This window comes from Komagataeibacter xylinus NBRC 15237, from assembly GCF_001571345.1.
In the GTDB taxonomy this organism is placed as follows: Bacteria; Pseudomonadota; Alphaproteobacteria; order Acetobacterales; family Acetobacteraceae; genus Komagataeibacter; species Komagataeibacter xylinus.
The window spans coordinates 18,941-30,348 of sequence record NZ_BCTP01000034.1 but is presented as its reverse complement, the minus strand read 5'-3'; the positions used below and the strand labels follow the sequence as shown (position 1 = coordinate 30,348).

Below are 11,408 nucleotides of genomic sequence, written 5' to 3'. Positions count from 1 at the left end.
AACCTAGCAAATCTACCGGAGAAGCTCAAGAAGTTTCCTCAGCGCCGCCGGTGATTGGGGATATAGGACCACCACCCACAACCGTCAATTGGAAAAATGCACCGAAGATGAAAAATATGGTCCGGGGTGCCATCAGCCCCCCGGAAAACAGCCAGATAATAGAATCACTTACTGGCGGGCTTGCTCACCAGCACGTCAGAATCGACCTTGTCGCCCACCACGATTCCCAGTTTTTCGGTAATGCCGGCCTGCAGCTCCAGCGTTGCGCGCACGGGACCGTGGCTGCTGATGCGGGCCAGGCTGAGCGGCACGGCGTTCTCGACAATGGAGGAGATGCGGTTATCCGCCCCGATAAAGACGATATCGAGCGGGGCTTTTGTGTTCTCCATCCACATGTCGCTCTGACGCGGGTAGGACCACACGAAGATCATCCCCGCATCAGCAGGCACTGACGGGCGGAACATCTCGCCCACCTGCTGTTCACGCGGCGTCATGGCTTTTTCCACCGTGAACACATGCTTTGCGCCATCAGCCGTGGTGATGGTGAGCGGCACGGTGGGCAGCGGGGCCTGCGCGTGGGTGGGTTCACCCGTTTCCTCCGCCGTCATGGCGGGAACGGACACTGCGGCCATGCATGCGGCCAGGGCCAGCCACCGGCCCGCCTTGAAGGACATCATAAGCAAATACTCTCCTGCACCCTTTGATCTGTCTGTCAGGCCAGGAAGGGATTGCCCTTCCGCTCCGCGCCGATTGTCGTTGCGGGACCATGACCGGGCAGGATCGTGACATCATCACCCAATGTAAGCAATTCCCGCCCGATCGCGGCAATCAGTTGCGCATGGTCGCCATAGGGGAAATCGGTCCGCCCCACGCCTCCCTTGAACAGGGTATCGCCCACAAAGGCGAAACGGGCAGCGGGATCGTAAAACACGACATGCCCGGGCGTATGGCCGGGCACATGACGCACTTCAAAGCTGTGGCCCAGCGCGTCGAGCGTTTCGCCATGCTTTACAAAACGGTCAGGCCTTACGGGCTCCAGACCGCTCAGGCCGAACAGGGCGGCCTGCTGCGGGATGGTTTCAAGCAGGGGCGCATCCGCCCGGTCCGGCCCCATCACCGGCACGGGGGCACCCTGCCGGGCCGAGAGTTCGCGCCGCAGGGCATCGGCCCCGCCCGCGTGGTCGAGATGACCGTGAGTGAGCCAGATGGCGTCTACCGTCAGGGCCTTGTCCGTCAGGGCGGCCATGATGCGCGGCACGTCCCCGCCCGGATCGACCACGACCGCATGGTGCGTATCGGGGTTCCATAATATGGAGCAGTTCTGCCCGAATGCGGTCACGGGCACGACTTCAAGTGACAGGGGTGCTGGCATGATGGAAAAGCCCTACAAATAAAAAATGCGCCCCACGTTACCGCAGGGCGCACCGTTACTGAACCACGCAGGCGGCTCAGCGCTCCTTGGCGAGCGGCCAGCCGGTGACCGGAATATCGAAATGCGCGGCCAGCTTGTTGTCCGGCGTGTTGGTCAGGTCATGCTCGACCACCTTCACCACCAGCGGGCGGGCTTCCACGTCCAGATGTTCGCGGATCTGGTGCATCACCTCGCCGGGGGCCGCAAGGGCGATGCCCGGTGCTTCCTTCGCGCGGATGGCCTTGTTCAGGAACTCGGCGATCACCTTGCCATAGGCACCGTTGCGCGGGGCATCCATGCCCTTGGCATCGTCGCTCTTGAGGTGGGTGATGGTGGCCAGACCATGTTCGCCATGCTTGAGAATGCGGGCGTGAATGCTATCGGCCACAACATACCAGACCGGATCGACATAGCTCATATAAGTACTACTCCATTCATGCATCGGGCCACCCTGTGGTGGCCTGCGTGTTATCACATTACATGGGGTGTCCGGGCATGCATGTCCAGCGGGTGACAGGCGCGCATGCGTGCTGATAAAGTAAACCTGCCATGACAAAGCTTTCCTCTACGCCCGATCCGCTGGATCTACTGATCGAATGGGCCCGGGCCGGACTGCCCTGCGCCCTTGCCACCGTCACCTCGACGTGGGGCAGTTCCCCCCGGCCCGCAGGCAGCATGATGGCCGTGTGCGAGAATGGCCGCATTGAAGGCTCGGTCAGCGGCGGCTGCGTGGAAGGGGCTGTCATAGAAGAAGCCACCACCGTCATGCATACCGGCAGACCGGTCGGCCTGGCCTATGGCGTATCGAGCGATGATGCCTGGGCGGTGGGGCTGGCCTGTGGTGGGCTGCTTGATGTTTTCGTGGCTGCCGTCAGCACGCCCACCCACCCGCAGGGCACGCTGCCGCTGGCCATGCTGGAGACCGTGGCCGAAAAGCGCCGCGCCCGCGTGCCGGTAATCATGGCGACCGAGCTTGCCACCGGCGCATGCCGCCTGCTGTATCATGATACCGCGCCTGCCACATCCACGGATCTGGAGGGCCGCCTGGCCGCCCGCGCACATGAGGTTTTTGAAACCGGCCGCAGCCTGCGTCTGGAAGATGAAGCGGGGCAGGCCACATGGTTCCTGCATCTCGTGCCCATGCCGCCACGGCTGCTGGTGGTGGGGGCGGTCCATATCGCGCAGGTGCTGGCCCCCATGGCGCAGACTACCGGCTTCTCGGTCACGGTCATTGACCCGCGCACGCAACTGGCCACGGCGGAGCGCTTTCCTGGCATCACGCTGGACACCGACTGGCCGGATGAAGCCTTGGCACGATTGGGCATTGATAACCAGACCGCCATCGTGACCCTGACGCATGACGCCAAGCTCGATGACCCGACGCTGCAATTCGCCCTGGGCAGCGAGGCTTTTTATATCGGCGCGCTCGGCTCGCGCAAAACGCAGGCCTCACGCATGACCCGGCTGCAGGAGGCCTGTTTTGACGCAGGCCAGATCGCGCGCATCCACGGCCCCGTGGGGCTGGCCATTGGCGCGGTCGGGGCAGCGGAAATTGCGCTCTCGATCCTGGCCGAGATCGTGGCCGTGCGGCACAACAGGCCACTGGGGCGCGTATCGGGCTGGGCGTGACAGCCGCACCGGGGCGCATCGCCGCGATCGTGCTGGCGGGAGGCGCCTCAAGCCGCACGGCGCCCGCGCACAAGCTGCTCGCCCCGGATGCCACCGGCCTGCCCATGATCGCCCGCACCCTGCGCGCGGTCACGGCCAGCCGGGCCGCCCCCGTCGTTGTCGTGCTGGGCCACCGGGCCGCCGAGATCCGTCAGGCGGCAGTACAGGGGCTGCAACCGGACCCGCCTCCCCATTTCATCATCGCCCCCGAGCATGCCCACGGCCTGTCACGCACGCTGGCGGCAGGCGTGCGGGCGGTCATGGATGACGCCACCATAACAGGCGCGCTGATCTGCCTTGGCGACATGCCGCTGGTCGGCACGAAACTGCTCGACCGCATGATGGCCACATTTCATGCCCATCCGGGTTGCCCCGGCGTGCTGGCCGTGCATGAAGGCAGGCGCGGCAACCCGGTGCTGTGGAGCCGCACCCTTTTTGCCGCCCTGATGGCGGGCGAGGGCGATAGCGGAGCCCGCCACCTGCTGGCACGCCACGCCCCCGCCATGCCCCGCGTGGCGGCCGGACCGGAAATTGCGGTGGATTTCGACACCCCGGCGCGACTGGCTGAATTCAGCCGCCTTTTCCGCGGGGAGTTGACCTCGGCCCGGCCCGGCGCGAAGAGAAAAGGCAGCGCATGTGGCACACCACATGCCAACCAACCAACCAGGACCCATAACATGAGCAAGATCATTCGCACCGAGCCCAACGCCATCCTGTCCAAGGTGGTGGAGTATCATGGTTTCCTGTTCACGCAGGGATTCGTGGCGCGCGACCTGTCCGCCGACATCACGGCCCAGACCAAGGACGTGCTGGCCCAGATTGACGAGGCGCTGGAACTGCATGGCACCGACAACACCCGCCTGCTGCAGGCCCAGATCTGGCTGAAGGACATCAACGACCGTGACGCGCTGAATGCCGTGTGGGGCCCCTGGCTGCCCAAGGGTGGCGCACCGGCCCGCGCCTGTGTCGAGGCCAAGATGGCGCACCCGGACGTGCTGGTCGAAATCATGATCATCGCGACCAAATAAGACTTCAGGGCAGCGGGAAGGGTGCCTGTGAAACATGTCACATTTTTGCAACTTTCCCGCTTTCCCAGAATCATTCCACTTCTGTTCTCGTCGCTGAAATCCTTGGGATAAGCGGCGGAAAATCAGGGCATAAATAGTCCGAATAAAGAATATATTCCTATTTTTTTAATTTGAGCGGGTTTTTGGAGGAAATATGCAATGTTGCTCTTCATCCTCCACAGCGCAGGCTTGTCAGACTTGCAATGGGCTTGCTACTCGATGAACGCGATGTGAGCGGATCATTTTGAGAATCACCCGGATGCGGTGGAGAGATTGCGAAAAATGCGGATCAGAAACATGAAGCGTGGCGTCTTGCTTTCCGTCCTTACGGCCACTTTCGGATTCATGTTTTCTGGACAGGGTCAGGCCCATGCCACGCGGCATGTAACCCACATACACCCGACCGCTGCGCATACCACCTCTTCCCACCATGCCACGCTGCACCATACGGCCTATCGTGGCGCCCATACCCATGAATACGGGCATGTCATCCAGTGCGTGGCTTTTGCCAAGGCCGCATCCGATGTCGAGATTCGCGGCAACGCGGTAGACTGGTGGTATAACGCCGCAGGCCGTTACGCACGCGGCAGCGCACCGGAGGAGGGCAGCGTGCTCAACTTCCGTGGCACGCGCCGCATGCCGCTTGGCCATGTGGCCGTGGTGCGCCAGGTGGTCAGCAACCGCACCATCGTCATTGACCAGTCGCACTGGGGCCAGCGGGGCATCAGCCGCGATGTGCAGGTTATCGATGTTTCCCCCAATAATGACTGGTCCGCCGTGCGCGTGGCGCTTAACAGCCGCAGCGGCGCCTTTGGCAGCATTTACCCCACCTACGGCTTCATCTACGCCCGGCCTGACACCACCTCGCACATGATGCTGAGCACCTACCAGAAGGCCATGCGCAACCCTGCCGTCATGGCGCAGGCGCATAGCTCCACGCGCCGCTACGGCACGGAAGTGGCGGAAGCGCCCGAGGGCATTGCAGGGCGGGCTTCCTCATCCCTCGCCTATTCGGATGATGCGCCCAACCGTTCGCTGCGCTAGAAACAGCACACGCGGCAGCAGGCCTGTTCCCGGAAAAATTTTTGGTGAAGCTTTTTTTGTAAAAAGCAGCGCATCGGGTCACGTACGCCATTTCCCCATGACGCCCCTATAGACGGCCTTCAGTCAGGGCGGCCCGCACGATGATAGGGGTGCCCGGCTGAAATGGCGCGGGCACGATAAAGCTGCTCGGCCAGCATGCCGCGCACGAGCATGTGTGGCCACGTCATCTTGCCAAGCGAGAGCGTATGGTCTGCACGCTGCACAACCGGGCCATCGAGCCCTTCCGCCCCGCCAATGACAAAACACAGCGGCCGTGGTGTCTCGATCCACTGTTCCACCGCATGCGAGAAGGCCACGCTGTCGTAGGTGCGGCCGCCTTCGTCCATGGCAACGACAATGGCGCGATCTGGCAATGCGGCCAGAATCGCCTGCCCTTCCCTGCGCTTGATCTCGTTGGGCGCACCGCGCCCTTCAGGCAGTTCAACCAGCTTGATGCGGGGCGAAAGCCGGGTGGCGTAACGCTCGAACAGGTCGCGCTCCACCCGGTCCTTCATGCGGCCCACGGCAATCAGGTGAAACAAGGCTTACGCCACCGGGCCTGCGGGCGCCTCCGGCGGCACGTCGAGGTCATCGCCCCACATGCGCTCCAGCCCATAAAGCGCGCGGGCCTCGGCCTTGAACAGATGCACCACGATATCGCCCGCATCCAGCAGCACCCAGTCGGAGCCGGTCGCCCCTTCCGTGCGCACGCGCTTGAGCCCGGCCTCGCCCAGCTTGCGCTCGATATGCGCGGCCATGGCGGCGATCTGCCGGTCGGCAATGCCGGTGGCGATGACCATGCGGTCGGCAAAGGAGGCGCGGCCCGTCAGGTCGATCACCACGATATCCTCAGCCTTGTCATCTTCCAGGCTGGTGGTGATGATCTCCAGAAACTGCTCCACGCGCGGGTCAGGCACGCGCGCTTCGGCACGGGCGGGGCCTGCCACGGCCGCCTTCTTGCGCGGCGTGCCCGGCACCTGCACGGCACTGCCCAGTGAACCCGTGACGGCACGCGGCGCGGCATGGGGGCTGCCGGTACGGCGCTTGGCGCCACTCTCGGCTATAGGCTTTCTGGTTATGACTGTTACTCCCGTCGGCGGCCATGCGCGGCCTGCGATGCACGTATTTCTGTAGCTGATATAGCGTTCTGCGGCGCGGGAAGAAAGACCCATGCGGGCGGCATGCATGTTGCCAGCGTTCCCGCCCGGCGCGCGGGCAGCCGCCAGCGCGCAAGCCTGCGGGCAATCTGGCCGTGCAATGCGGCAGGATTATAGCCAGGGCGCGGCAATACGGCAAAGGGCGTCATGTGCACGATATCGCGCCACCGCCGCCACCGGCCCATCTGCGCCAGCCCATCCGCCCCCATCAGCCAGACAAACCGCACATGCGGGAAGAGCCGCTTCAGCCGCGCCAGCGTATCGACCGTATAGCGGGTGCCGATGCAGCTTTCGATATCGGTCGCCACCAGCCGCCTGCCCGCAACACCATCAATGCGCGCCCGCACCCCCGCCAGGCGCTGCGCCAGCGGGGCCATGCCCGCCACAGGCTTGAGCGGATTGCCTGGCGAGACAAGGAACCACACCTGATCAAGCCCCAGTTGCCGCAGCGCCCGGCAGGCAAGCTGCACATGACCTTCATGCACCGGGTTGAACGAGCCACCGAGCAGGCCCACGCGCATGCGCCGCCCATCCCCATGGGTCGGGATTACAGGCGCCATGCCACCGCGCATGCCCGGATCAGGACCGGACCTGCCCCGTGCCAATCACCTCGTAACGGAAGGTGGTGAGCTGCTCGAGCCCGACCGGCCCACGGGCATGAAAGCGCCCGGTGGCAATGCCGATCTCGGCCCCGAAGCCGAACTCGCCGCCATCACAGAACTGGGTGGAGGCATTCCACATCACCACCGCGCTATCCGTGCCGTTGAGGAAGGTGGTGGCCGCCTGGGCATCTTCCGTCACGATGGCTTCGGTATGGGCGCTGCCATAGCGGGCGATATGGGCCAGCGCGTCTTCCACCCCATCCACCACGCCAACCGAGAGCACGGCATCAAGCCATTCGGTAGCGAAATCCGCATCGGTGGCGGCGGGCAGGTCGGGAATGATGTCACGTGCGCGTTCATCGGCACGGAAGGCGCAGCCGCGCGTTGCCAGATCCTCGATCAGGCCGGGCAGGATTTTCGGCGCAATGGCCTGGTCCACCAGCAGCGTCTCGGTCGCGCCACAGATGCCGGGGCGGCGCAGCTTGGCGTTGAGCACGATGCGCCGCGCCATTTCCAGGTCAGCCGCCGCATGCACGTAGGTGTGGCAAAGCCCTTCGGCATGGGCCAGCACCGGCACGCGGGCTTCGGCACAGACGCGCTCGACCAGCGACTTGCCGCCACGCGGAATGATGAGGTCGATCAGCCCCGCCGCACCGAGCATGGCAGCCACATGGGCACGGTCGGCATCAGGCGGGATCTGCACGCATTCAACCGGCAGGCCGGCCGCCGCAAGCCCCGCCTGCATGGCCGCATGGATCACGCGCGCGCTGTTCAGGCTGTCCGACCCGCCGCGCAGGATCACGGCATTGCCGGACTTGATGCACAGCGCCGCCGCATCCGCGCCCACATTGGGGCGGCTTTCATAAATCATGCCGATCACGCCCACGGGCGTTGCCACCCGGCGGATACGCAGGCCGTTGGGCCGGTCCCATTCCGCCATGATGTGCCCCACGGGGTCCGGCAGGGCGGCAATCTGTTCAAGCCCCTGCGCCATGGCCTCGACCCGCTCGGGGTTGAGCGTCAGCCGGTCGCGGAAGGAAGCTGCCCCGGTAAACGCCGCCACGTCACGCGCATTGGCCGCGAGCAGTTCCGGCTGTGCCGCGCGCAGGGCAGAGGCTGCGGCACCCAGGGCCCTGTTGCGGGTTTCGGTCGTGCTGCGGGCCAGCACGCGGGCTGCCGTGCGGGCGGCGAGCGCCATGGTGCGGATCACGTCCGGCTGCGGTGCGTCGGCCCGCGTGGGGGTTGCAACAGCCTGGTCCATGATCCGTAACTCCCTGGTCTATTCCTGAACGGGCACCGTGCCCGTATCAGACGTTAAAGCGGAACAGCAGGACATCACCATCCTGCACCACATAGTCCCGCCCTTCGATGCGCAGCTTGCCCGCCTCACGGGCACCAGCCTCGCCATTGCAGGCGATGTAGTCATCATATGCAATGGTCTCGCATGCAATGAAGCCCCGCTCGAAATCATTATGAATGACGGCGGCCGCCTGCGGGGCCTTGGTACCTTCGGTAATGGTCCAGGCCCGCGTCTCCTTGGGGCCTACGGTAAAGTAGGTGCTCAGCCCCAGCAGGCGGTAGCCTGCGGCAATCACGCGGTCGAGGCCGCTATCCTTCAGGCCAAGGCCTTCAAGGAACTCGACCCGGTCCTCAGCACCCAACTGGCTCACTTCGGCCTCGATCGCGGCCGAGACCACGACCATGGCGGCCCCCTCCTCTTCCGCCCGCGCGCGCACGCGCTCGGAAAATTCATTGCCGGTGGCAGCCGAGGCTTCATCCACGTTGCACACATACAGCACCGGCTTCGAGGTCATGAGCTGCAGGCGGCGCACGGCTTCTTCCTGGCCTGCCGGGATGGCCTTGCGCGCGGGCAGGCCCTCACGCAGGGCTTCGATCAGCGGCTCCATCAGTTCAACCTGGGCTGCCGCCTCGCGGTCATTGCCGCGCGCCTTCTTCTGCAGCGCCACGATCCGCTTCTCCAGCGATTCGAGGTCGGCCAGCATCAGTTCGGTCTCGATGATCTCGGCATCGCGGATGGGGTCCACGCCGCCTTCCACGTGGGTGATGTCATCATCTTCAAAGCAGCGCAGCACGTGGATGATGGCATCCACCTCGCGGATATTGGCCAGGAACTGGTTGCCCAGTCCCTCCCCGCGCGAGGCGCCGCGCACGAGGCCCGCGATATCGACGAATTCAAGGCTGGTGGGCAGGATCTTCTGTGATTTGCCAATCCGCGCCAGTTCCGCCAGCCGCGTATCGGGCACGGCCACGCGGCCGACATTGGGCTCGATGGTGCAGAACGGATAGTTCGCGGCCTGCGCCGACGCGGTCTCGGTCAGGGCGTTGAACAGGGTCGATTTGCCCACGTTGGGCAGGCCCACGATGCCACAGTTAAAGCCCATACGCCCTTACTCCCCGGCCTGCGCGGCCATTCTTGTCATGAACAGTTCCGGCCTGCCATCCGCCAGCAGCGTGGCTTCATCAGCCAGCGTATCAAGCATCGGGTCCAGCCACTCGCGGTCCGTGCGGGAAAAATCGCCCAGCACATGGCCCGTCACACGCTCGCGGCTGCCGGGATGCCCGATGCCAAGCCGCACGCGCCAGTATTCTTTCGTGCCCAGCATGCGATCCATCGACCGCAGGCCGTTATGCCCCGCCGCCCCGCCGCCACGCTTGACGCGGATGCGGCCCGGCTCGAGGTCTAGTTCGTCATGGAAGGCCGTAATGGCCTCGGGCGGCAGTTTGTAAAAGGCTGCCGCCTGCTGAACGCTCTCGCCCGAGAGGTTCATGTAGGTCATGGGCTTGAGCAGCAGCACCTTGTGCCGCCCCACCATGCCTTCGGCAATCTCGCCACGGAAGCGCTTGCGCCACGGGCCGAACCCGTGGCGCTGCGCAATCCGGTCCACCGCCATGAAGCCGACATTGTGACGATTCCGGCTCATCCCCGTCTCGGGATTACCAAGACCGGTCCAGAGCAGCATCGTTCAGTCTCCTGTCAGGTATTCGGGGCGGCGGGCGGGCAATCAGCCCTCGGCTGCGCCTTCAGCGGCTTCGGCGCCCTCGGGCTCTTCATCAACGCTGGGCGGTGCCACGTTGGCGATGACGAAGTTGTTGTCATGCAGCACGGGGGTCACTTTTTCGGTGCCCTTGAGGTCTTCCCAGCGCACGTTGTCGTGGAAGTCGAGCTTGGACAGGTCGGCGGTGAAGAATTCCGGAATATCAGCCGGATCAACCACGACATCGACCGTGTGGCGGACGATGTTCATCACGCCACCGCGCTTGACGCCCGGCGAAACCTCTTCACCCGTGAAGCGGACTGCCACTTCCACGTGCACCTTGTGGCCAGCGGCGAGGCGCTGATAATCCACATGGATCGGGGCATCGGTTACGGGGTGCAGCTGGATCTCGCGCAGCAGGGCGTGCACGGATGCGCCACCTTCAACGGAGATGTCATAGATGCGCGAACGCCAGCCGGACTTGTGCAGCTCACGGTTCACGATACGGGGGTCGAGCGCGATCAGGGTGGGTTCCTGGCCGCCGCCATAGATCACGCCGGGCACGTGGCCGGCACGCCTCGTTGCACGCGCTGCCCCCTTACCAGCCTTCGCGCGCGAAGAGACTTCGATTTTGGTGAATTTGGTCACTTGTCTGCTCCTGAAACACAAGCGCGCGGGCCTCCAGGGGTGCCAGCGCGTGCGCGGCGTTTAACGGAAAACCGCGCCTTATGCAATCACCAAGCCCGGACAGCCCCGGTTTTTCAGGAAAGCGCGGTGAGACTCCACACTTCCGCAGCCCCCGGCTCGGCCCACATGGGGGTGGCGTTGGGCAGGCGCACATTGGGCTTGAGGTGCATGGCCGCGCGCAGGGCGCGGAACATCGCGCCATGGCACACGATCAGCGGCACGCCATCAAGCTCCAGCGCGCGATTGACCGCCGAGACCGCGCGCTCGCGCAGGTCGGCAAAGCTTTCGCCATCAGGGGGGGTGTACTCGCCTGCAATCCAGCTATCGTACCACGAGCCCATCGGCTTGCCTTCTTCCGCGCCGAAGCAGACTTCCTTCAGCCCGTCATCAAGCGCGACCTCAAGGCGGGGGGCGCCATTGGCTGCAAGCTGGTCGGCCACGATCTCGGCCGTGCGCCGCGCGCGCACGAGCGGCGAGGCGACAATGCGCACGATGGGCGCATGATCGCGCCAGTGCCGCGCCAGCAGCAGGCCAGCGGCCTCGGCCTGGGCAATGCCCGTGGCGTTGAGCGGAATATCGGTGCGCCCCTGCGAGCGCCCCTGCGCATTCCAGTCCGTTTCCCCATGGCGCAGGTACCAGTATGGCCGGGTCATCAGATCAGTCATGCGTCGTTCCTTCACTCTACTACACCCTTGGGGGTAGCGCCGCGCGGGCGGGGCGGTCAATCCCGCGCCCGG

The 11,408-nt window shown here is 64.7% G+C and carries 14 protein-coding genes and 1 pseudogene; 4 read left to right on the top strand and 11 right to left on the bottom strand.

Going from position 1 to position 11,408, the window contains the following annotated elements:
- Positions 1-164: 164 nt before the first annotated feature.
- The 3 genes from GXY01S_RS12305 to GXY01S_RS12295 all read right to left on the bottom strand — a co-directional run bounded on the left by GXY01S_RS12305 (position 165) and on the right by GXY01S_RS12295 (position 1,829).
- Entirely contained in the window at positions 165-677 is a 513-nt protein-coding gene (locus tag GXY01S_RS12305; protein ID WP_061275512.1) for a DUF192 domain-containing protein, read from the bottom strand.
- A 35-nt stretch (positions 678-712) separates the two neighbouring features.
- Positions 713-1,372, bottom strand: coding sequence for an MBL fold metallo-hydrolase (locus tag GXY01S_RS12300; RefSeq protein ID WP_061275510.1), 660 nt, complete (start codon positions 1,370-1,372; stop codon positions 713-715).
- Between the two features lie 76 nt (positions 1,373-1,448).
- Positions 1,449-1,829 carry a host attachment protein gene (locus tag GXY01S_RS12295; protein WP_061275508.1) on the bottom strand — a complete coding sequence of 127 codons (381 nt, stop codon included), beginning with the start codon at positions 1,827-1,829 and terminating at the stop codon, positions 1,449-1,451.
- A 131-nt stretch (positions 1,830-1,960) separates the two neighbouring features.
- Between GXY01S_RS12295 and GXY01S_RS12290 the strand changes: the two genes are divergently transcribed.
- The 4 genes and pseudogenes from GXY01S_RS12290 (at position 1,961) to GXY01S_RS12275 (ending at position 5,190) form a co-directional block, all read left to right on the top strand.
- Positions 1,961-3,040, top strand: coding sequence for an XdhC family protein (locus GXY01S_RS12290; protein ID WP_061275505.1), 1,080 nt, complete (start codon positions 1,961-1,963; stop codon positions 3,038-3,040).
- A pseudogene (locus GXY01S_RS12285) lies at positions 3,037-3,564 on the top strand (nucleotidyltransferase family protein); the annotation flags it as partial. The gene GXY01S_RS12290 and the pseudogene GXY01S_RS12285, both read left to right, overlap by 4 nt.
- Before the next feature lie 192 nt (positions 3,565-3,756).
- Positions 3,757-4,107 carry a RidA family protein gene (locus GXY01S_RS12280; protein WP_061275520.1) on the top strand — a complete coding sequence of 117 codons (351 nt, stop codon included), beginning with the start codon at positions 3,757-3,759 and terminating at the stop codon, positions 4,105-4,107.
- A gap of 321 nt (positions 4,108-4,428) precedes the next feature.
- On the top strand, positions 4,429-5,190 hold the full coding sequence (locus GXY01S_RS12275; RefSeq protein WP_174520964.1) for a CHAP domain-containing protein: 762 nt from the start codon (positions 4,429-4,431) through the stop codon (positions 5,188-5,190).
- Positions 5,191-5,309: 119 nt separating this feature from the next.
- Here GXY01S_RS12275 and GXY01S_RS12270 read toward each other — a convergent pair whose 3' ends face one another.
- The 8 genes from GXY01S_RS12270 to GXY01S_RS12235 form a co-directional block, all read right to left on the bottom strand.
- Complete coding sequence (locus tag GXY01S_RS12270) at positions 5,310-5,771, bottom strand: 23S rRNA (pseudouridine(1915)-N(3))-methyltransferase RlmH (RefSeq protein WP_061275503.1); 462 nt, start codon at positions 5,769-5,771, stop codon at positions 5,310-5,312.
- Positions 5,772-5,774: 3 nt separating this feature from the next.
- Positions 5,775-6,224: a ribosome silencing factor gene (rsfS, locus tag GXY01S_RS12265; RefSeq protein WP_061275516.1), complete on the bottom strand. Its 450-nt coding sequence runs from the start codon at positions 6,222-6,224 to the stop codon at positions 5,775-5,777.
- Positions 6,225-6,313: 89 nt separating this feature from the next.
- On the bottom strand, positions 6,314-6,958 hold the full coding sequence (locus GXY01S_RS12260; protein WP_061275500.1) for a nicotinate-nucleotide adenylyltransferase: 645 nt from the start codon (positions 6,956-6,958) through the stop codon (positions 6,314-6,316).
- Positions 6,959-6,965: 7 nt separating this feature from the next.
- Complete coding sequence (locus GXY01S_RS12255; RefSeq protein ID WP_061275498.1) at positions 6,966-8,249, bottom strand: glutamate-5-semialdehyde dehydrogenase; 1,284 nt, start codon at positions 8,247-8,249, stop codon at positions 6,966-6,968.
- A gap of 46 nt (positions 8,250-8,295) precedes the next feature.
- Complete coding sequence (gene ychF / locus GXY01S_RS12250) at positions 8,296-9,390, bottom strand: redox-regulated ATPase YchF (protein ID WP_061275496.1); 1,095 nt, start codon at positions 9,388-9,390, stop codon at positions 8,296-8,298.
- 6 nt (positions 9,391-9,396) lie between these two features.
- The gene (gene pth / locus GXY01S_RS12245) at positions 9,397-9,969 is read right to left on the bottom strand and encodes an aminoacyl-tRNA hydrolase (protein ID WP_061275493.1); all 573 of its coding nucleotides are present in this window, start codon (positions 9,967-9,969) and stop codon (positions 9,397-9,399) included.
- A gap of 42 nt (positions 9,970-10,011) precedes the next feature.
- On the bottom strand, positions 10,012-10,632 hold the full coding sequence (locus tag GXY01S_RS12240; RefSeq protein WP_061275491.1) for a 50S ribosomal protein L25/general stress protein Ctc: 621 nt from the start codon (positions 10,630-10,632) through the stop codon (positions 10,012-10,014).
- Between the two features lie 113 nt (positions 10,633-10,745).
- The gene (locus GXY01S_RS12235; protein WP_061275489.1) at positions 10,746-11,336 is read right to left on the bottom strand and encodes a histidine phosphatase family protein; all 591 of its coding nucleotides are present in this window, start codon (positions 11,334-11,336) and stop codon (positions 10,746-10,748) included.
- Positions 11,337-11,408 lie beyond the last annotated feature (72 nt).

What these genes read in the sequence shown, in the direction of transcription:
- GXY01S_RS12295 (WP_061275508.1), bottom strand. Translation starts at nt 1,829, where the DNA reads ATGAGCTATGTCGATCCGGTCTGGTATGTTGTGGCCGATAGCATTCAC.
- GXY01S_RS12300 (WP_061275510.1), bottom strand. Translation starts at nt 1,372, where the DNA reads ATGCCAGCACCCCTGTCACTTGAAGTCGTGCCCGTGACCGCATTCGGG.
- GXY01S_RS12275 (WP_174520964.1), top strand. Translation starts at nt 4,429, where the DNA reads ATGCGGATCAGAAACATGAAGCGTGGCGTCTTGCTTTCCGTCCTTACG.
- GXY01S_RS12260 (WP_061275500.1), bottom strand. Translation starts at nt 6,958, where the DNA reads ATGCGCGGTGGCATGGCGCCTGTAATCCCGACCCATGGGGATGGGCGG.
- GXY01S_RS12235 (WP_061275489.1), bottom strand. Translation starts at nt 11,336, where the DNA reads ATGACTGATCTGATGACCCGGCCATACTGGTACCTGCGCCATGGGGAA.
- GXY01S_RS12255 (WP_061275498.1), bottom strand. Translation starts at nt 8,249, where the DNA reads ATGGACCAGGCTGTTGCAACCCCCACGCGGGCCGACGCACCGCAGCCG.
- GXY01S_RS12280 (WP_061275520.1), top strand. Translation starts at nt 3,757, where the DNA reads ATGAGCAAGATCATTCGCACCGAGCCCAACGCCATCCTGTCCAAGGTG.
- ychF (WP_061275496.1), bottom strand. Translation starts at nt 9,390, where the DNA reads ATGGGCTTTAACTGTGGCATCGTGGGCCTGCCCAACGTGGGCAAATCG.
- GXY01S_RS12290 (WP_061275505.1), top strand. Translation starts at nt 1,961, where the DNA reads ATGACAAAGCTTTCCTCTACGCCCGATCCGCTGGATCTACTGATCGAA.
- pth (WP_061275493.1), bottom strand. Translation starts at nt 9,969, where the DNA reads ATGCTGCTCTGGACCGGTCTTGGTAATCCCGAGACGGGGATGAGCCGG.
- GXY01S_RS12305 (WP_061275512.1), bottom strand. Translation starts at nt 677, where the DNA reads ATGATGTCCTTCAAGGCGGGCCGGTGGCTGGCCCTGGCCGCATGCATG.